Source organism: Candidatus Microthrix subdominans, assembly GCA_016719385.1.
Lineage (GTDB): Bacteria > Actinomycetota > Acidimicrobiia > Acidimicrobiales > Microtrichaceae > Microthrix > Microthrix subdominans.
On record JADJZA010000001.1, the window covers coordinates 765,486 to 785,674 of the forward strand.

Genomic DNA, 20,189 nt, shown 5'->3' on the forward strand with positions numbered 1-20,189 from the left:
TTTCAGCGTTATGCCCACCAGGTCCTCCCGCCCACAGCCCAACTATCGCCGCAGGCGCATGGTGCTGGGCGGCGGCGTGATCACGCTGGCGTTGCTGGTCGGTGCCCTGGGAACGTGGGCCTGGGGCCGCTACGGCAACGTCGACCGGGTGGATGTGGACCTCGCTGCGGTCTCCAAGGAGGGGCCGAGCAACTACCTGGTCGTCGGATCGGACACCCGGGCCGGGATCGGCGCCGACGAAGCCGGCGCCGGGGCGTTCCTCGATACGGACGAGGACCAGACCGGTCACCGGTCGGACACGCTCATGGTCGTGCGGATCGACCCGTCCAAGCGGGCGGCGTCGGTGTTGTCGGTGCCCCGCGATCTGTGGGTGCAGATCGACGGCGAGGGTCACCGCATCAACGCGGCCTACAACGACGGCCCGCAGGCGGTCATCGACGCGGTGCAGGCCAACCTCGGGGTGCCGATCAACCACTACGTCGAGGTGGACTTCGTTGCGTTCCAGCGCCTGGTCGAGGCGGTCGGTGGCGTGCCGATCTACGTCTCGTCGCCGGTGCGGGACCGCAACTCGGGCCTCAACATCGAGCAGGCGGGGTGCATCACCCTCGATCCCTACCAGGCACTCGCATTTTCCCGGGCCCGTCACTTGGAGTACCAGAAGCCCGATGGCTCCTGGGCCACCGACCCCACCGGCGACCTTGGCCGCGTCACCCGCCAGCAGATCTTCATGCGCCGGGCGCTCGGTCAGGCCTCCCAGCTGAACTTGACCGACCTGGGGGCGCTCGACACCCTCGGAACGACGCTGACCGAGACGGTCACGCTCGACCAGGACCTGTCGCTGCGCACGCTGATCGCCCTCGGCAAGCGGTTCAAGGACTTCTCGCCCGACGACCTGGCCACCACGGTCGTGCCGACCACCGACCGCACGATGCCCTCGGGGGCCCAGGTGCAGATGCTGGACGAGGCGGCGGCCCCGGGGGTTCTGGCCCCGTTCCGAGGCGAGGCGCCACAGGGTGCCCCGGCCGCTGCCGGCCCGCAGCCGGAGCAGGTGTCCTTCGAGCTGCTCAACGGCACCGGCCGTGACGGCCTGGCCACCATGTTGGCGACCGAATTTGAGCGCTTCGGGTTCGTGTCGACCGGCGTCGGCAATCCTCCCGGCGGGACGACCGACACCTCCGAAATTCGGTACGGACCCCAATCCAGGGAGCTGGCCGAGCTGGCCGAGCGGTACTTCGTCACCCCGGTCGAGCTGGTCGAGGACGATTCGATCGGCGCTGGCGAGCTTCAGCTGGTGATCGGCACCGACTTCAACCGTTTCGACCGCCCGGACGATGCCACGGGCGACACCGGGCCAACCGAGATTTCGGCTCCCGGTGACGGAGCGGGAGAGGACTCGGATTCCGATGATGGTGGCGCTGCCGATTCGACCGAGGCGCCCGCCGTCGAATCGGCGCCCGCCCCGGATCCGGTCGGCGTGGCCATCGGCGACCCCCCACCTGGCGTGGCCTGTCCCTAACCCGAGGCACCCCAGCCGCCCTCCAGCCATCCCGCCCGAAGGCGAGCCCGGCTCCACCCATCTGGCAACTGGGAAGCCCGGCGCCACCCATGTGCGAACTGGGGAGTGCGGGTGACCGTCTGGCGGTTGTTTGGGCTCCCGAGTTGGGGGCCGGGCGGATTTTCCCGGGAACTGGGGAGTGCGGGTGACCGTCTGGCGGTTGTTTGGGCTCCCGAGTTGGGGGCCGGGCTGAGCTACCGCTTCGCCCCGGCTCGGGTTCGGGTTAGTTCGCCGGGGACCCGGCGAAGGCCACCGGGTCGCCCACCTTGGGGATGGGCGGCGCCGACCAGGACATGTCCTTGGCCAGGCGGTGCGCCAGCTCCCGCCACTCCTCGGGCTGCCAACCCTCGGCCCGACCGACGATGTTGCAGTCGTTGTCGATGTGCAGGATCGCCGGAAGTTCCTTCAGCTCGGCCGCCTTGGCGATCGTGCGCTCCGGGTCGGCGTAGGTGAGCAGCTGGTCGGCCCACGGGCCGAGGAAGGCTCGGGTGTCGTACTCATCCGCCGTGCACACGAACGCCACCCGGCAGTCGGCCCCGAAGAATTGGGTCAACAGTTCGCCGGCGGTCTCGAGCAGCCACGAACTCTCGACCGTGTAGGGGTCGAGGACCACGACGACCAGGTGGAACATGACCACCTGGTCGGAGAGGGTGAGGGGGTTGCCCTGCAACGGGTGCAGTTCCAGGTCGGGTGACAGCTGATCCACGGCGCGAAATCTAGTCGTCGCGATCGAGTGCCGCCCCTTTCGGGTGCCCGAGGGCTCCCTGGTTCGATCGCGTCGCCCCGGTGGCGCTTGGGAGTACCGCCGCCCGCAACGCAATCTGATCGCTGTAGGTTGGCGATTCTGCATCCCATCGAACACCTCCGCTACGTCGCCCGAGCCGGCGGTGTCCCCGCCGCCATGCTGGTGGAGGAGACCGCCGACGCCGTGCTCGGTTTGTCGTCGCGCTTTGGCCAGGTCGATCCCTCCGAGCTGTTGACCGCCTGTCGGCGCATCCTCAGCCGCCGCCCCACCAGTGGGCCGCTGTGGTGGATGGCCGCACGGGTGTTGACCAGTAACGACGTGCGCCGGGAGATCGACGAGGTGCTGACGGAGCTGAGGCAGGACCGGACGGCCAGCGAGTTGGAGGCGGCGCTCGGCCATGGTGCGACCGTCACCGTCGTCGGCTGGTCGATCCAGGCGGCCCAGGGCCTGGTCCGTCGCGGCGACGTGACCGTTTTGGTGATCGATGCGATGGGGGAGGGCGACGAGCTGGCCCGTCAGCTGGGCCGGCGGGGCGTCGACGCCCGCTCGGTGCCGCCCGAGAATATGGCCGCAGCGGTGTTGCGCAGCGACGCGGTGCTGGTCGAAGCGACGATCGCCGGGCCCGACGAGGCGCTGTGCGTCACCGGTTCGGTGCCCACCGCCGCCGTCGCGGCCCACCTCGGAGTGCCGGTGTGGCTGATCGCCGGTGTCGGCTACCGCCTGCCGAAGACGCTGTACGACTCCGCCACCGCCCGTTGGGCCGCCCAACACGGCGCCGACGTCCCGACCGGTGATGCAGCGCTCCGATCATCGGACGTGGCCAACCCGGGCACGTCCGATGCTCAGGATCGGGATCAGGGGCCGGACCGCCTCATCCTGTTGGACGAGGAGCGCCTATCCGTCGGGCTGCTCGACAAGGTGGTGTGCGAGGCGGGTCCGCTTGCGGCGCCGCCGATTCCGAGCACCCCCAACTTCCCTCGGGTGCCCGAGCTGGAACGCTTCGGCGTCGTCCTCGCCGACCCGCCGGCCTGACGGGTTCAACCGGGCAGGTCCAACCGGGCCGGGCCGCCCACGTCGGTCCTGACAGACTGGGGCCCCAACCCGGCCGGCGCACCGCCATGCCGGATCGAGGTTCCAGGGGGACGCGTGGCCAACAACCGTCGAGATCAGATTCGCATGACCGACGAGGAGCGGGCCGAGTTTCTCGGCGGGCGACGCACGATGCAGGTGGCCACCCACGGTGCTGACGGGACGATCCACCTGGTTGCCATGTGGTACGGCTTCGACGGCGAGCGCCCGGCCTTCGAGACCTTTGCCCGCAGCCAGAAGGTGCTCAACCTGCGCCGCAACCCCAACCTGACCGTGCTCGTCGAGGACGGCGACACCTACGAGACGTTGCGCGGCGTGCAGATCGTCGGTCGAGCCGAGCTGATCGAGGAGGGCGACCCTCGGGTGATCGACATCGCCGAGTCGGTGGTGACCCGCTACATCGACACGTCGAGCCCGGAGGAGGGCCGTGCGGTCGCCGAGGCGATGGCCAACAAGCGCGCCGGCGTGATCATCCATGCCGACAAGATCGTCACCTGGGACCACACCAAGTTGGGTGGCGCGTATTAGTCAGGCTGTTGGAAACTCGCGCTCAAGGATGCGGGCCACGCCGGCCTGGTCGTTGCTCAGGGTGACCTCGTCGGCCAGCCGCTGCACGTGCGGGGCGGCGTTGCCCATCGCCACGCCCCACCCGGCCCAGGCGAGCATTTCCTCGTCGTTGACCTGATCGCCGAACGCGATCACGTCGTCGGGCGACAGCGCCCAGCCGTCGACCAGCGAGGCCAGCGTCGCCGCCTTGTGCACGCCGGGGGCGGCGATCTCGATCAGTGCCTCGTTGCCCGAGTGGGTCACCTGGGCCGCATCGCCGACCAAGGCGCGGATCCGTTCGAAGCGCTCGGGGCTGAAGTTGTGGGACCGTCCCAGCAGCTTGGTCAACTCGCCGGTCAGCAGCTCGTCGATCGGTGCGATCTCGCTGCCGTCGGCGTTGTGTCCGGGAGCAAACTCGGGGGAACGGGCATACCCGAGCGGTCGTTCGATCGCCCAGCACAGGTCGGGGTCCTGTTCGGAGAGGCGTTCGACGAGATCGATGACCAGCTCCAGGTCGAGGGGCCGTGAGCTGAGCACGTCACCGCTGACCGGGTCCCACACGACCGCTCCGTTGAGGGCGATCACCGGGTCGGTCGTGCCCAGCTGTTCGACGATTTGGGTGATCCAACGCACCGGCCGGCCGGTGACCATCAGGAAGCGACCGTCGTTGCGGCGCACCCGCTCGACCGCCTTGGCGGTCCGTTTGGTGACGCCTCGCCCCGAGTCGAGCAGGGTGCCGTCGAGGTCCGAGGCGACGACGGACCAGCTCTGCGATCGGGGGGACGGCGTCATGGGGCAGCGCTCATTCGGTCGGGGCTGTCCCCGTCATACTACCGGCGTCGCCCGGAGCGGCGGGGTAGCCAGCGAGGCGAACGAAACCGCTGCGTCGGTTCCTCGACGACGAACCAGCCGATCGCTCCGCAGAGCAGCCCCAGGCCAAAGCCCACTACCAGGGTGGCGGGAAACCAGACGTTGCCCGGACCGGTGCCGAGGAACGCTGGAAGGCCGGGGACGGGCTGAGCCAGCTCGGTGCCGACCCGCTCGATCCAGCTGTTGTGCCACAGATAGAGCCCATAGGAGAACGCGCCGAACCACACCCCGACGCTCGAGGCGAGCACGCGGCGGGTCACCCCACGGCCGCCACGCCAGCTGAGCGGAAACACGAGCGCCAGGCCGATCAGCCCGTAGGTGAGCTGGCGCCGCTCCCAGAACCAGCCCCGGTAGCCAACGTCGAAGTCGGCCGGTCCGACCGCGTAGGCGTAGGCAGCGAGCAGCGCGGCGGCGACCAGCCACCAGGGCCCCACCGCCCGCGACAGGGTGCGCAGGCGCTCCGACACCGCACGGGCACGGGGCCGGAGGTGTTCGGTCAGCCCCTGCCCATCGAAGTTGCGGGCGTGGAACACCGCCACCGCCATCCCGATGGCGAACAGGTCGATGTTGGTCGGCAGCCACAGGAACGACATGCCCCGCAGCGTCGAGTCGCCCCAGGTGACCTCACCGAGCGACAACACCAGGCGCACCAGGTAGCCGGTGGCGAACAGGGCCGCCACCATCGCCCACTCGCGCCGCGCCGACACCGCCGCTGCGGCGCCCCCGGCCCGGCGGCGCCGCAGCGCCCAGGAGATCAGCGGCACGACGGCATAGAAGCTGAGCTCGACCGACAACGACCAGCTCTGGGAGATGCCCGAGAACGCCATGCCGGGGCTGAAGACGTGGGTCAGCGATGCCTGGGCGGCGACCTCGCCGAGCGAGTCGAACGAGTTGAGCCCCAACGCCCACAGGCCGAACAAGGCAAACCAGTAGGCGGGCAACACCCGAAGGGCCCGGCGCCACCAGAAGGAGACCGCCTCGGGCACCTGAGCGCCGTCGGCGTGGGCGGCGGCGAAGGGCCGGTAGATGACGAAGCCCGACAGCACGAAGAACACGGCGACGCCGACGTCGGCGACCGCCGCCAGCTGGGTGAAGGGGGCGGAGCGCTGCGCACCGGACACGTTGGCGGCGTGATGCACGACGATCAGCGAGGCGGCCACACCGCGCAGGCCGTCGAGGCCGAGCAGGCGGGCCCGGTCGCCGCTCGTTGGCTGACGGACCGGCGCCGCACCGCCCACCGGAGCCCGGGCGCCGCCGGCGGGTTCGGCGCCGCTGGGCGCGGTCGCTCCGGTGGGCTCCGGGCCGCCCACCCCGGAGCTGCGTCCGCCGATCATCGGCACCGCTCCGACAGGATCACGGTCGGCCACTCGCCGACCACGCAGAAGTCCTCGGCCAAGACCTGGTTGGGCAGCGGATCGCCCGGGTTGGCCGAGTCGTTGGGCTCGTCCCATTCGTCCCAGAAGCGGGTCTGCAGCACCCAGTCGGCGTCGGCGATGTCCTCAGCCAGGCCGTTGCCCGCCAGGTTGGCCAGCCCGGGGTCCATCTCGATGAAGAACGTGCCGGGCTTGAGCTCGGGGAACATCCAGTAGACGATCGCATCGGAGTACGGGGTGAAGCGAAGGTCCCCGGTGCCGACCACCAGGGTTTCGCCGGGCTTGGAGCGCTCGTCGAGCAGATCGATCGCCGCCTGAAGGTCGGCCGCCCGCTGGGGGTCGCCGTAGTAGTAGTGGCGGTCGCCGCGGGTGACCTTGACCACGGTGTCGTTGATGCCGACCCCCTGGCCGACCAGGTCGACGTAGGCCCTCGAGGTGTACTGCGGCGCCGACACCGCCAGGCCACCGCCGACGATCAGGGCGATCAGCGCCGGCGCGAAGCGGCTGGTCGAATTGGCGTCGAGGCGGTGGCCACGCACCTCCCAGGGGCCGGACAGCCACCCCCGGGTGCGGATCAGCTCGGCGAGCGCCACGCCGGCCGCCGGCAGGGTGAGGCAGCCCACCCAGGCCAGGTGGGTGGTGTCGGGCCGCTGCAACGCCTGGGGGAGCACGCCCAGAGCGAGCGCCCCCAAGGCAAGAAACCGGGCGGTGAGCGGGTGGCTGCGGTTCCGCCACACCAGCGCTGCGACGACGATGATCGCCAGGCTGCCCAGCAGTAGCGCGTAGAACCAGACGACCACCTGCATCGGTGCGCCCGGCTGGGGGAAGGGCCAACCGTTGGTGCGCAGCGCGGCGGCCCGTTGCAGGGTGGAGGCCAGCTCGTCGGTCGACGGCGGCGAGGGCAGGGTGCGGCCGCCCCGCAGCCGCAGCACCGGGTCGAGCACCATGCCGTTGATCGCCCGAAACGGCCCGGAGATGGCCAGGTGGATGAGCATTGGCGCCACGCCGACCGCCGTGCCCACAGCCAGCAACCGCCGGTCGCGCCCGGCGAGCAGCCACCACATCAGCGCCACCGCCAGGCCGATCGCCACGATCAGGTCGGGCCGGTACAACAGGGCCAGGCCGGCGAGCAGCCCGGCCACCGCCGGCCGCCAGCGCAGCCACCAGTTGAGGCGGCCGGCCTCGTCGGTGCTGCTCGTTCGGAGCCTCCCGTCGGGCTGCAGCGGCCCGGCGGCCTGGGCATCGAGCGAGGCGGTGGCCAGCACCAGTGCCCACACGGCCAGGGCGATGGCGCCGTCCCAGGCCAGCGCGGTCAGGCCGACCGGCGTGATCACCTGCACCAGTGCCGTCAGGGCCAACCCGGTGGCCAGCACCCGCGACCAGGGGCGGATCAGGGCGAACAGGCCGAACACCAGGGCCCCGTGCTGCAGCCAGCCGACCATGCGCTGCACCTCCAGCGTGGCGCCGAACACCTTGTAGATCGCGGCCAGCACCCACAGGCTGCCCGGGCCGTACAGGTGGAGGAAGTCGACGTGAGGCACCTTGCCGGCGACGACCAGCTGGGGGAACACCAGCATGAAGCCCTCCTCCATCGGCGGACCGGTGAAGGTGATCAGGCCGGGGAGCGGTGCGAGCAGTGCCGCCGCTAACACGGCCCAGGCGATCAGGTCGCCCTTCGGCCGACGCAGGAGTTGCACCGTGCCAGCTTCTCCCAGGAGCGCCGTTGGCGTCACGTTGGCGTCGCGATCGCAGGCGCGACGGGGCACTCCAGCAGCGATGTCCCCGACAACTACGCTCTCGGCGTGGCCGAACCAGTCCAGGAGCCGAGCGTTGCGCCGGTGACGGTCGGCGACGCCGGTGCCTCCCCGGCTGGGAGTGACGCGGGCCTCGATCACTCGTCTCGCGACCCGCTCACCGACGGCACCGCCGGGTCGGACGGCTCGTTTCACAGACGGTTGTTGATGATCACCGCCGCCGGCCTGGTGCTGCGGTTGGTGTGGGTCCTCATCGCAGCGCGTCAGCCCGTGGGCCTCACCGACCCGATGCGATACCTGACCGCCGGCCGCGACATCGCGCTGGGGAACGGCTATGTCGACTTTTCCACCGGTCAGCCCACCGCCTACTACCCGCCCGGTTACCCGCTGTTCGTCGGGGCGATCGCCGCGGTACTGCGCCCGTTCGGATTGCTCGATAACTGGCTCCCCCAGGCGGTCGCCCTCGTTCAGGCATGTCTGGGCGCTGCCAGCATCTACTTGCTCGGGTTGCTCGGTCGCAGCCTGTGGTCGCGCAAGGTTGGGCTGGTCGCCGCGCTGATCCTGGCGCTGTACCCCAACCTGGTGATGCACACCGCCGGCGTGCTCGGCGAGACCCTGTACATCTTCCTGCTCGTCGCAGCGCTGTACGTGTTGCTGGCCGTGCCCTTCTCGACCTGGTCACTTCGCCAGGGCGTGCTTCGGGCGGGGGGATTTGGCCTGCTGTTCGGCCTGGCGGCGCTGGTGCGACCGCTGGCACTTCCGGCGCTGGTGGTCCTGGTCATCGTCTGGCTTCGGGGTCGGGACGGCCGGGCCGACGACGGCGATGCCCGGAGCTGGGATCGCCGCTCAGCGCTGCGTTGGAGCGCCGTCGCCATCGTCGCCACCGGCGCGGTGATCGGGGCATGGACGGTGCGCAACGTTGTGCGTATGGACGAACCGGTGCTGATCTCGACCAACACAGGCGACAACCTGTGCATCGGCCACACCAGCCAGGCCACCGGTGGGTTCCATCTGAGGCCCGGCTGCGTCGCCGAGGCCGGGGACGTTGCCGACGGCACGGCAGCCGAGGTGGCCCACGACAAGGAGCTGACCAAGCGGGCGATCCGCTGGACGATCGACAACCCAGGCGAGGAACCCCGCCTCATGGTGAGCCGGATTTACCATACGTTCCACGCCGACGACGATGCGGTGCTGGTCGTCCAGAACTACATCGACGAGGAGTGGCTGGCGCCGTGGCAGGAGGGTGCGCTGCGCATCGCCGCCAACGGCGCCTATGCGCTGGTGGCCATCGGGGGCCTCGTTGCCCTGTTCTGGCGTCGCCAGTGGTGGCACACGACGCGCCGTCAGATCTTCGTGTGGACGATGATCATCCTGGCGGTCGTGCCGCTGGCCTTCTTTGGCGACCCCCGGTTCAAGGTGCCGGTCATCCCGTTCCTCATCCTGTTGGCCGCCAGCCTGTTCGGTCCGCCCGGCACGGCCGACGAGCCCGAGCGGGCCGGGCTCAGTCGCTTGGAAGGAAGCCCGGAGGAGCGGTAAACACGGCGGTCTCGTCGCCGAGATCGATCAACGTTGCCAGCTTGTCGTAGGTAGCGCGAGGAAGGTCCTCCCCGAAGAGGTAGGCGGCAACCGGCGCAGACGGGTCGTAGTCGATCCCCAGGTCGGCGAGCTCGCTATCGATCTCGCGCTGTAGGCGCTCGGTCTGCTGCAGTTGCGCCGGGGTTCGAAGGTCGGCCGCCGCGATCTCGGTGGCTTCGGCGCTGCGGCGCCACTCGGCGACCCTCGGCCCGGTCACCACCCACAGGTCGGTGTCTGCCTCACCGGGCTTGAGGACCCGGTGGGGCTCAACGGCGGCCGCAAAGTTGGAGGGTGCACCCACGTCGTAGCCCTGCCGCTCCAACTCGAGCATCATCCCGAAGCCGATTCCCCCCAGGTTGAGCGGGTCGTCCCAGCGCACGTCGTAGAGCTGATCCTCTTCCAGGCCGGCGGCCGTCGGTTGCGCCAGTTCTGCGACGGCCTCCCAGCTCTCGGCGTAAGGGATCGGTTCGCCGACCATCCGTGCCGTGTTGGCCGCTGCGAGGCCGGCGAGCACAAAGATGCCGATCCAGGGCGTCAGCCGAAGCAGCGGGGCAGGCAATTGCCACCCGCTCGTGGTGGCCCGGTCGGTCGCTCGTTCACGAGCCGCCCTCACCAGCGTCCAAGCGGTGGCCACCAGCATCAGTGCGGTGAACGTGAACGTCCAACGAAAGAGGTAGAGAAACACGACGCCGAACGCACGAGAGATCGAGAGGACGGTCGCCACGATGCCGACGGCGATCGTGGCGTCGAGGCGAAGGATGATCCACCACTGCTTCTTCCAGGCCAGCACACCGGTGGCTGCCCAGGCGGCCGCGAAAGCGGCGCCGATCCACAGGGACCCCTCGATCTCGGTGCCTCCGTTGAGCCACTGCCCAAACGGGTCGAGCATGCGCACGGTGATCGACAGTGCCTGTCGGAGGCCCAGAACGGCCTCCTCCGGCGCCGTGAAGTGCTGCCACAGGATGGTGAGGTTGCCCGGGTCGTTGGTGAACTGGTTGATCAGCGGCGGCAACCAGGCCAACAGGCCGACGGCGAAGGTCAGGGCGATGTCCCGGCCAAACGTCGAGGCGGTGGACCGGCCGACAACCGGTGAGCAGGCGTCATCGTCGCGACGCCCGGCCCACCACAGCTGCCCACCCAGGCCGGCCACACCGAACACGAGCAACGCCGGCGCCACCACGGCGTATCCCACGTGGGCCTGCACGCACCAGGATGCGGCGAAGGCGGCCAGGGGCAGCGTGCGATGCCCCTGCAGCGCCGCCCAGGTGGCCAGCGTCAGAACGGTGAAGGGCCAGAGCGCCATCCAGGGATTCCACGGCTGCGTGCCGGCGTCGAGGCCGTACCCGCCGAGCAGCACGGCGAACGTCACGGCGATGCAGATCAGTACGTTGGTGCCCGCCACCCGGCGCACCAGCCACAGGCCCACACCGATCCATATGGTCCCGATGATGGCGACGGCGCTTTCGAGCGCCCACGACGACCGACCGAGCAGCAGGTACAAGGGGTAGAGCGCCCAAAAGAACGCGGGTCCCGGATGGTTGCCCTGGACGCCTGCGTCGGACATGATCCGGCCGGCCGCCCCGACCAGCGGGGGATGATCGGGAAAGCTCAGCATGCGCATGGCGGCCTGGGCCAGGTCGCCGGTGGGATACCAGTCTCGAAATGCCAGCGCCACCACGGTGGCGGCCAGCGGGATGAGCACGAGCAGCGCGACGATCGGCAGCGTGACGTCCGAGTTGCGCCACCTCGGCGAGGTCCAACGAAGGTCGTTTTCGTTGGTCGGCGGCGGTGGCATGAGCGCCGACGCTACCTTCAGTGGGCATCTTCCGCAGCAACTAGAGTTGCGCCAGTGACCCCCTCCGACGCCACTGCGCCGGCAGCTACCAGCCAGTCGGTCGGAACGGGCCAGGCCACACGGTCCCGCGGCTGGCGCAACCAGCCACTCGAGGGGCTGCGGGCGGTCGGCGCCATCGCCGTTCTCGTGACCCACCTGGCGAGTTCTGCGAGCGGAAACCAGTACTGGTACGCGCGTTTCACCGGGCGGCTCGATGTTGGCGTCACGATCTTCTTCGTCATCTCCGCGTACCTGCTCTACCTGCCGTTTGCACGCTCGCTGACCGGGGACCGTTCGCGTCCCGATGTTCGCGGGTACGCGCGCCGCCGACTCCTGAGGATCTTTCCGGCCTACCTGGTCGTCATGGGTATCTCGGCGTTCATCTACGGGCGCGGCATGCCGATGACCGCGTCGCAGCTGGCCCGCTACCTCACGCTGACCCACATCTACACCCCGTCCACCTTCGACAACCCGGTCCCGCAGGCCTGGAGCCTCTCGACCGAGCTGGCCTTCTACGCGTTCCTGCCGATCTTCGCCTTTGCCATCTCGCGCATCCCGGCATCGTCGCGGTCCGCCCGCATCAGAAACCAGTGGTTTGGACTGGCGGCCATGGTTGTCGTGGGGTTCGCCTTTCGAGCCTGGCTGGTGTCGCTGGAGGTGCGGGTCTCGGGCCAGACCGGCTCGCAGGGTGTGGTCGATCCGCTCACCGTCATCTCGCTGAAGGCGTGGATCTTCAACCACCTCGACACGTTCGCCGTCGGGATGGGTCTGGCCCTCATCCAGGCGGGACGGGAGGAGCGGTCCCGGTCGGCGTCCGATCGGGGCGAGGTCACCGTCGACGGGTGGCCCGGGGCGTCGGGGCGAGCGATCTCCATCGCCGGAGCGGTCGTTGCTCTGGTTGCGTTCGCTGTGGTGTCGTCGAGCTGGGTGGATCTCTCCGTTCAGTCGCTGCTGTACTCGCCGGGGCAGGAATGGGCCCGTCACCTGCTCTACACCGCGATCGGCGGCGGGCTGGTCGTCTCCGCCGTCGTGGGGGTGCGCAGCAACTGGTTTGGGCCCCGCCTGCTCGGCTCGGCGCCGTTTCGGTTCCTCGGGCGCATCTCCTATGGCATCTACCTGACGCAGATCCTGGTGATCGGGATCTTCCTGTCGCGCCGCCCGCAGGACGAGTTCGCCATTCCGATCTGGCAGATGAGCGTCTTCGTGGTGCCGGTGGTGCTCGTCAGCAGTTGGTTGCTGTTCCAACTGGTGGAGCAGCCGGCGATGCGGCTTGGTTCGCGTCGCATCAGCACGTTCGCCAAGGGGTTGTCGGCGATCGGGGCCGCAGGGCTGTTGTGGCGCCTGGTCTCGATACTGCACATCACCACGGTGCTCCCCGACGGCGGGGACCCGTTCTACTACCACATCCAGGCCGGCCTGCTCAGCGCCGGTCGGGGCTTCTCGGAGCCGTTCAGGTGGGTGCAGGACGGGACGTTGGAGCCGACCGCCATCCATCCTCCGCTGTACTCGATGTACCTGTCGATCTCATCGTTTCTGGGTGCCGACACCTACCTGGCCCACAAGACGCTGTCGATCCTCGCCGGCGTGGGCGTCGTCGTGATGATCGGCCTGATCGCCCGGCGGGTGGGCGGCGACTGGGCCGGGTGGATCGCGGCCGCCATCGCTGCGTTCTACCCGCAGTTCTGGATCGTCGACGGAATCCTGTGGTCCGAGGGCCTCTTCACCCTGTTCATCGCCTTGACCGTATGGGCGGCCTACCTCTACTACGACCGGCCCAGCCGGTGGGGTGCGGTGTGGCTGGGCCTGGCCGTGTCCGGGGCGGTGCTCACCCGGGGCGAGGCGCTCATCCTGGCGCCGCTGCTGGTGGCGCCGCTGGTGTTCTTCGGTCCACGGCCGCTTCGGATGCTGAAGGATCTCCGGACCCGCTGGCGAGTCCGGGCTGAGCGGTCCGCCGCCGACGATGCGGGTGAGGCGTTCGACGAGGTTGAGCGGTCCGGCGAGGACGGGCGTGGCGCCAACGACCATGTCCTGAACTGGCGCGAGCGATCGCTGCGGCTGGTGCTGGCGGCCTTGGCGGTCACCCTGCCGATCGCGCCGTGGGTGGCCCGCAACATGACCGCCTTCGACGAGCCGATCACCATCTCGTCCAATTCCGATGAGGTGCTGTACTACGCCAACTGCGTCGACAGCTACTACGGCGACTTCATCGGCTACTGGTCCTTCCCGTGCCAGGAGCGCGAGCGCGAGGTGGTTCAGGAGCCCCGCGACGAGGCGGTGCGGGTGAAGTTCTGGCGCGACAAGGGCATCGACTACGCGATGAGCCACAAGAGCCGCTGGCCGGTCGTTGTCGCGGCTCGCGTCGGACGGATGCTCGAGGTGTACCGACCGGCACAGGGCGCCAGAATCTTGTCGATCGAGGGACGACCGTTGGGGTGGACCCAGTTCGGTCAGGTGATGTGGTGGGCCATGTTGCCGTTGGCGGCGGCTGGGTCGTGGCTGTTGCGCCGGCGCGGCGTGTGGACGTGGCCACTGTGGTCGCAGGTGACGATGGTGATGGCCGTCACCGTCGTGGTCTACGGGCACGTGCGATTCCGTCCCCCGTTGGACTTGGCCGTCATCGTGGCCGCCGCAGTCGCACTGGCGTCGGCCACGAGGTGGGCGGCGCCTCGCCTGTTGACCTCACCGTTGGCCGCCCGGCTGCTCGCAAGCGATGGGCCTGCGTTGATCGAGCTCGCTTCGCAGCCGACCGGCGCCGAGCAGGCCGAGCCGGTTGAGAGCACCGACCCGGTCGAGGACACCGACCCGGCTGAGGCGAGCGAGCCGGAGCCACCGGGTGGCAACCACTCCAGGGCGGCCGCCGTCGCCGCGTGGTGGCGGGCCAGCCCGGGTCGTTGGTGGGCCGATCACCCGGGGTGGCGCAGCGGCGTGGGCATCGCCATCATCGCCGTCGCCGTCCTCGCGCCGCTGCGGGAACTGCTTCGGCGGCAGGGCGTGCCGATGGAGGAGGGCTTCATGCTGGCCTTCCCGGAGCGGGTGCTTTCGGGCGATGTCCCCAACGCCGACTTCCTGCACCTCTATGGTCCGGGCAGCCTGTGGGCCCTGGCCGGCTGGTTCAAGGTGTTCGGGGTCAACCTGGCCGCAGAACGGTGGTTTGGTCTGATCCAGCTGCTCGGCATTGTCGGCGGCGTTGCCGCGCTGGCGAGGGCATGGGGTCGGCGGTTGATGGTCGCAGCCGGGGTGGTGTGCGTCATCATCTCGTTCACGGCGGTTGGCCTGGCTGCGATGGCGTGGAACGGTGGCCTGGCGCTGCTGGTCTGCTCGGTCGTCGCTCTGCGGCGAGCGCTGGACAACGAGGTCCGGGGCACCGGTTGGCTGGTGGCGGCCGGCGCGCTCGCCGGTGCAGCGCTGCTGTTTCGGCCCGACCTGGTGTTGACCGTTGGTCTGATCGCCGGCGTGGCGGTCTGGCTGGCGGGGGAGCGACGCCGGCTGTTGTGGCGCGCCGCAGCGGGGCTCGCCGCAGTGGGCTCGCTGATCCTGGTGCAGGTGGCGATGGCCGGGCCCAGCGCCGCCATCGAAGGCATGATCACCCAGCCGGTCTTCGACCTGCGCGGCGGTCGGGCCCTGCCCGTGCCACCATCCTGGGGGTTCATCGACGGGTTCGCCCAGCGGGTCGCCATGATCGAGGTTCCCAGCTGGCCGCTGCCCATGCCGGCACCCTCCCAGCAGGTGTTCTTGTGGTTTGTGTTGCTGATCGCCAGCACGGCCCTGGCGGTGGTGACCGCCGCCGTGACGGGCCGCCGTTGGGCATGGAACGCCGATGCGATGCGCGGCGACCGGGCGGTGCTCACCACCATGTTGGTGGCGCCGCTCGTGGTGGGGATCCTGCCCCAGGGCCTCCAGCGAGCCGACACGACCCACCTGGCGTGGGTCGGCTGCATCGTCATCCCGCTGGTGCCGGCGTTGCTGTTCCAGCTCACGCGGCACTGGTTTCGAGCGCCGCTCCGCGGAACGTGGGCCGCCGCCCTGGGGGGCGGCCTGGTCGTGGCGCTGGTGGTCGTTGCCCCGATCTACACGGTGCGCCCGTATCTCGACCGCGTGGCCGAGTCGGCGGGGTCGCCGCCCCCGGATGAATGGTCGCTCAACCGAAATGGCCGAAACTTCTGGCTCGGCGGATCGGCGATCACGGTCGCAGCCCAACAGTTGACCGAGGACCTCGACGCCCTGTCCGAGCCCGGCCAGCGGTTGTTGGTGGGGCCGGCCGACCTGTCGAGAACCCCCTATAGCGACGCCTATTGGTATTACATCTTCGGCGATCTCACGCCCGCCACCCGCTACATCGAGATGGACCCGGGCATCGCCGACGCCGCCGACTCCGGCCTGGCCGACGACGTGGGCACTGCCGACTGGATCATCCTGTCCCACGTTTGGGACGCCTGGGACGAGGCCAATTCATCCGTCGAACCGGGGTCGGACCGGCCCAACGAGGTATTGCGTCAGAACTTCTGTCGGTATCGCTCCTATGGCGATAGCTTCGAGCTGTGGCAGCGGCGCCCCGCCGAGGGCTGTCCCGACGAGCTGCCCCCAACCCCGGTCGAAACCCCGCCTGCCCGAGACTGACCAACCGGGGACGATCGCTCGCATTCAGGGCGTCTGGCCGCCGCCACTAGAGTCTGCTCGCCTCCACCGGCACCCCCCCGCAACGCCCCGCCCCAACCACTCACCGTTTCGTGAGGAGAATCCATGGCAGCTGACGATTCCGGCACGGTGCCTTCCTCCGAGGGGGACGCGTCAGCGTCGGACATGCCCCGCTGGACCCGTCAGATCCCGTCTCTGGCCACCTCCGGGCGCCTGAGCGACCGTCATCGGCTGATCGCCCTGAGCTTCCTCATGTTGTTCGTCGAGTTGGCGCTGATCCGCTGGTCCGGCTCCAACATCATCTACCTGTCGTACTTCTCCAACTTCGTGTTGCTGGGGAGCTTTCTGGGTATCGGTCTGGGCTTCCTGCGGGCACGAAAGAAGGTTGACCTGTCGGGCGCCGCACCGGTTGCCCTGGCCCTCTTCGTCCTCCTGGTCGCCGTGTTCCCGGTCAACATCAGCCAGGACGACCCGTCGGTCTTCTTCTTCTCCACGCTGACGCCAAAGGGGCCCCCGCGGGAGGTCATCTTGGCGGTGGTCTTCTTCTTCTCGGCGACCGTGATGGCCCTGATCAGCGAAGGGGTGGCGCGGACCTTCGGCAGGTTTGAGGCATTGGAGGCCTACAAGTGGGACCTGGTCGGCAGCGTCGCCGGCATCCTCGGGTTCTCGATCCTCAGCTTTCTGCGGCTCTCCCCGGTGGTCTGGGGTGTCGTGACCGTCATCGTCGTGGCAGCCCTGTTGGTGCCGCAGCGGCCGTCGCTGACCCAGGTCGGCGCTGGGATCGCGCTGGTAGTGGTGTTGGCCGTCGAGTCGTTCACCGCGGGCAACCTGTGGTCGCCGTACTACAAGGTCTCCTATTCCGAGACCTCCGAGAACAACCAGAACCTGTTCATCAGCGTCAACGGTGTGCCCCACCAGGCCCACCTCGAAGGCGAGAACGCCCAAGGGAAGGCCGTGTACGAGACGGCGCAGCCGCCGAAGCTCGACAACGTGCTGATCATCGGCGCCGGTGGCGGCAACGACGTGGCGTTGGCCCTCCAGAAGGGCGCCAAACACATCGACGCGGTCGAGATCGACCCGGTCCTGTACGAACTCGGTCGGGACCATCATCCCGATCAGCCGTACTCCGACCCCCGGGTCGACGTGCACATCGATGACGGCCGGGCCTTTCTCGAACGTTCGACGACCGAGTACGACCTCATCCTGTTGGCGTTGCCCGATTCGATCACCCTGATCTCGGGCCAGTCGTCGCTGCGGCTCGAGAGCTACCTCTTCACCAAGGAGGCGCTGGCGACGGCACGGGACCGGTTGAACGATGACGGCGTGTTCGCCATGTTCAACTACTACCGCAACGACTGGTTGATCGATCGCTACGGGGCCACCCTGACCGACGTCTACGGTCATGAGCCCTGCTTCCAGGAGCTGGCACCCGGGTTGGGCGAGGAGGACATCTCCTTGGACGCGTTCATCGCAGCCAAGAATGAGGCCTCGATCAACTGCGATGCGCCGGCGGTGGCGAGCACCTGGGCCGCCAGTTCCGATTCGGTGCCCGAAGCGGCAACCGACGATCACCCCTTCCCGTACCTGAGAACGCGCACGCTGCCGTCGCTCTACGTCATCAGCCTGGCCCTGATCCTGGTCGTCTCACTGTTCGCCATCCGGCTGACCGCAGGCCCGCTCAAGCCGATGCTTCGCTTCAGCGACCTCTTCTTCATGGGCGTCGCGTTTCTGCTGCTGGAGACCAAGAACGTCGTGCAGTTCGCCCTGCTGTTCGGGACCACGTGGTTCGTCAACGCGTTGGTCTTTGCCGGGGTGTTGATGAGCGTGCTCGTGGCGGTAGCTGTCTCTCAACGCGTCACGTTCAAGCGCCCGGAACTGCTCTACGGCGCGCTGCTTGTCTCGCTGGTGGTCGCCTGGCTGCTGCCGGGTAGTGCGCTCCTCAGCCTGCCGATCATCCCAAGGTTCCTGGCGGCGGTCGTCCTGGCGTTCTTCCCGATCTTCACGGCCAACCTGGTGTTTACCCAGCGTTTCAAGGACACCGGCGACTCGGTGACCGCCTTTGGTGCCAACCTGCTGGGCGCGATGTTCGGTGGGGTGCTCGAGTACCTGGCTCTGATCACCGGATACCGGGCGTTGCTGATCATCGTCGCCCTGCTCTACGGCGCAGCCTTCTTGACCGGTCGTAAGTACATGGCGGGCGGCTCGGCGTCTGTCGGGACGTCGTCGGTGGGAACCTGAGCCCAGCGGGGCGAGGGCGCCCGGGCGTCACCCCTGGGGGCTCCCGATGCGTTCTTGCAGCAAGGTGCAGAGCTCGTTGGAGGGTTGAACGTCCAACTCGCCGTCCAACGGGGAAGCGCTCCCGATCAGCGACGGTGGAAGAAAGGTGAACTCCTCGCCGACCCTCAGGCCGGCGAACCCTGAGACCGGGTCGAGCGTGACCTCGACCGGGAGGGGATCGCCCACGGGCAGGTCGAGCTTGACGAGCGTCGACTCGAGACCGTCGTCGGTGAGGGTGACCCGACCGGTTGGATCAACGTCGATCCGCCAGTTGTCGCGGCCGGCCAGGAGGACCGGGTCGTCACCCCGTCCGGGCACATCGAGGTCACCGGTGAGGGATCGGCTTGCCCCCAGATCCAGCACGGTCCATTCGTCGAACGTGCTCATGTAGACCCCTTCGCACGTGCCCCCCGTCGTGTCGATCCCGACGATGCCCAGGCGCGGGCGGTCGTCGAGGTCGGTCTGGTCGTTGATCTCGACGAGCGCAGGTGAGGGCGCAGGGAACGCAGCTGCGTCGACGCGATAGCGCGCCGAGGTGAACGACGGCTCCCGGGCCAGCCCGGCCCACAGGCCAAGCCCGATGTTGACCAGAAGTCCCCAGGCGGTCAGCAGCGAGAGGCCGGCGACCGCCCGTCGACGGGTGAGCCACGCCGGCCACACGTTGGAGGCCATCGCGACCGCAGCGAGCAGCACCAACGGCAGCAGAAAGTCGATGAGGTACCGGTTGGCCACGAAACCGATGGCGAGGCTGCCGGCGCCGCCGACGCCGAGGGTGCCGGCCAGGATGATCCACAGCCACCTGCGGGTGCGGCAGGCCGCCACGAACCCGATGACGGCCAGGATCGCCAGCAGCGTGGCCGAGACGGTGAGCGAGGTGGTCGGGGTGATGCTCTCGAGGTTGACGCCCCCGATCTCGGTGGCCCGGGGGCCGAAACGAACGATGGGAAGCAATCGCTCTAAGGCGATGGCGTCGGGTCGCAGGTAGGCCCACAGGTTGGTGGGGATGAACTCCGGAGAAAAGAAGCTGCCGCCATGTTCGGCAAACCATTGCGCCCGTGCCGGGGTGAGCCCGGTCATCTGCTGGCGGTCCATGGGAAGCGAAAACAGCGTGCTGAACCTGGCGTAGTTCACGGCGGCCGAGGCCGCCACCCCGGCTGCGAGGATCCCGCCGGCCGCCAACGTCGGGCGCGGGCGGTGCCGCAGGGCGAGGATCACGATCAGCCCGACCGCCAGCGTGACCCCCAGCCCGACGGTCACCCGGGTGAGCACGCACGCGGCCGCTGCGGTTGCGGCCACGATGGCGTAGGCGGGACGGGGCTCGGACAACAGCCGCACCGCTGCCGCCACGGCGACGATGCCAAGGGCCAACGCCCAGATTTCGGTCTCGTGGTAGATCGTCAACCAGCCCCCGGCGAAGAGGGCCGGGGATACCCCGACGGCGAGCATCATCGCAGCGATCCGCAACCGGTCCCCCGGCAGGTTTTCGGCGATTGGGCGCACGACGGAACGCACGGCGATCGCCAGGTGAAACGCGCCGAACAACGAGATGGCGTAGGCGATGACGATCGACAGTGCCGTCAGCCGCCCGGCGAGCCCGCCGAACAGGCCCACAACCGGGATGCGGACGAGGGCAAGAAACGGGCCGAAGTAGAAGTACGTCTTCCCGTCGATCGTGAAGCCCTCGATGGTCGCAACACGAGGATCGACGTCCAGGTGACCCGCCAGGAAGGCTCGGGCCTGCTCGTCGTAGAAGTCGGAGGTGTACTCGCCGGGGCTGAAGAGATGCCAAGGCACTCCACGCGTCACGAAGGCCAACATGAGGAGCGAGCCAGCGCCCACGATAAACATGGCGAGTCGCCGTTCATCGCTGGTGGCGGCCAAACTTGAGCTCTCAGCAGCGATCATTCGACGGGGGGCTCGCCATGCAAGGTCACCT

The 20,189-nt window shown here is 69.0% G+C and carries 12 protein-coding genes; 6 read left to right on the forward strand and 6 right to left on the reverse strand.

What is annotated here, in order from left to right:
- The first annotated feature begins 10 nt into the window (after positions 1–10).
- A complete protein-coding gene (locus IPN02_03665) occupies positions 11–1,516 on the forward strand; it encodes an LCP family protein (protein ID MBK9295972.1) in 1,506 nt (501 codons plus the stop codon).
- A 262-nt stretch (positions 1,517–1,778) separates the two neighbouring features.
- Here the strand turns inward: IPN02_03665 and IPN02_03670 are convergent, their stop codons facing one another.
- Entirely contained in the window at positions 1,779–2,261 is a 483-nt protein-coding gene (locus IPN02_03670; protein MBK9295973.1) for a hypothetical protein, read from the reverse strand.
- A 129-nt stretch (positions 2,262–2,390) separates the two neighbouring features.
- Here IPN02_03670 and IPN02_03675 point away from each other — a divergent pair, with 129 nt between their 5' ends.
- Both IPN02_03675 and IPN02_03680 read left to right on the forward strand, forming a co-directional pair.
- Positions 2,391–3,332 carry a hypothetical protein gene (locus IPN02_03675; protein ID MBK9295974.1) on the forward strand — a complete coding sequence of 314 codons (942 nt, stop codon included), beginning with the start codon at positions 2,391–2,393 and terminating at the stop codon, positions 3,330–3,332.
- A 114-nt stretch (positions 3,333–3,446) separates the two neighbouring features.
- Positions 3,447–3,917, forward strand: coding sequence for a TIGR03618 family F420-dependent PPOX class oxidoreductase (locus IPN02_03680; GenBank protein ID MBK9295975.1), 471 nt, complete (start codon positions 3,447–3,449; stop codon positions 3,915–3,917).
- Here the strand turns inward: IPN02_03680 and IPN02_03685 are convergent, their stop codons facing one another.
- Genes IPN02_03685 through IPN02_03695 form a run of 3 tightly spaced genes read right to left on the reverse strand, consistent with a single transcriptional unit; the run spans position 3,918 to position 7,875 of the window.
- Positions 3,918–4,727, reverse strand: coding sequence for an HAD family phosphatase (locus tag IPN02_03685; protein MBK9295976.1), 810 nt, complete (start codon positions 4,725–4,727; stop codon positions 3,918–3,920).
- A 38-nt stretch (positions 4,728–4,765) separates the two neighbouring features.
- Positions 4,766–6,172 carry an acyltransferase gene (locus IPN02_03690; protein MBK9295977.1) on the reverse strand — a complete coding sequence of 469 codons (1,407 nt, stop codon included), beginning with the start codon at positions 6,170–6,172 and terminating at the stop codon, positions 4,766–4,768.
- Positions 6,136–7,875, reverse strand: coding sequence for a hypothetical protein (locus IPN02_03695; protein MBK9295978.1), 1,740 nt, complete (start codon positions 7,873–7,875; stop codon positions 6,136–6,138). The genes IPN02_03690 and IPN02_03695 overlap by 37 nt, the downstream gene beginning before the upstream one ends.
- 105 nt (positions 7,876–7,980) lie before the next feature.
- On the opposite strand from IPN02_03695, the gene IPN02_03700 reads away from it, so the two are divergent.
- A complete protein-coding gene (locus IPN02_03700) occupies positions 7,981–9,468 on the forward strand; it encodes a glycosyltransferase family 39 protein (GenBank protein MBK9295979.1) in 1,488 nt (495 codons plus the stop codon).
- Here IPN02_03700 and IPN02_03705 read toward each other — a convergent pair.
- Positions 9,434–11,302, reverse strand: coding sequence for a hypothetical protein (locus IPN02_03705; protein MBK9295980.1), 1,869 nt, complete (start codon positions 11,300–11,302; stop codon positions 9,434–9,436). The two genes, IPN02_03700 and IPN02_03705, sit on opposite strands and share 35 nt — an antisense overlap.
- Before the next feature lie 54 nt (positions 11,303–11,356).
- Here IPN02_03705 and IPN02_03710 point away from each other — a divergent pair, with 54 nt between their 5' ends.
- Positions 11,357–15,958, forward strand: coding sequence for an acyltransferase family protein (locus IPN02_03710; protein MBK9295981.1), 4,602 nt, complete (start codon positions 11,357–11,359; stop codon positions 15,956–15,958).
- 183 nt (positions 15,959–16,141) lie between these two features.
- Positions 16,142–18,214 (forward strand): spermidine synthase, encoded by a 2,073-nt coding sequence (locus tag IPN02_03715; protein MBK9295982.1) that lies wholly within the window; start codon positions 16,142–16,144, stop codon positions 18,212–18,214.
- A 27-nt stretch (positions 18,215–18,241) separates the two neighbouring features.
- Here the strand turns inward: IPN02_03715 and IPN02_03720 are convergent, their stop codons facing one another.
- Entirely contained in the window at positions 18,242–20,059 is a 1,818-nt protein-coding gene (locus IPN02_03720) for a hypothetical protein (GenBank protein ID MBK9295983.1), read from the reverse strand.
- Positions 20,060–20,189: the final 130 nt, after the last annotated feature.

Excerpts from the sequence above, each read along its gene's own strand:
- IPN02_03665 (MBK9295972.1), top strand. The coding sequence starts at position 11 with ATGCCCACCAGGTCCTCCCGCCCACAGCCCAACTATCGCCGCAGGCGC.
- IPN02_03685 (MBK9295976.1), bottom strand. The coding sequence starts at position 4,727 with ATGACGCCGTCCCCCCGATCGCAGAGCTGGTCCGTCGTCGCCTCGGAC.
- IPN02_03705 (MBK9295980.1), bottom strand. The coding sequence starts at position 11,302 with ATGCCACCGCCGCCGACCAACGAAAACGACCTTCGTTGGACCTCGCCG.
- IPN02_03715 (MBK9295982.1), top strand. The coding sequence starts at position 16,142 with ATGCCCCGCTGGACCCGTCAGATCCCGTCTCTGGCCACCTCCGGGCGC.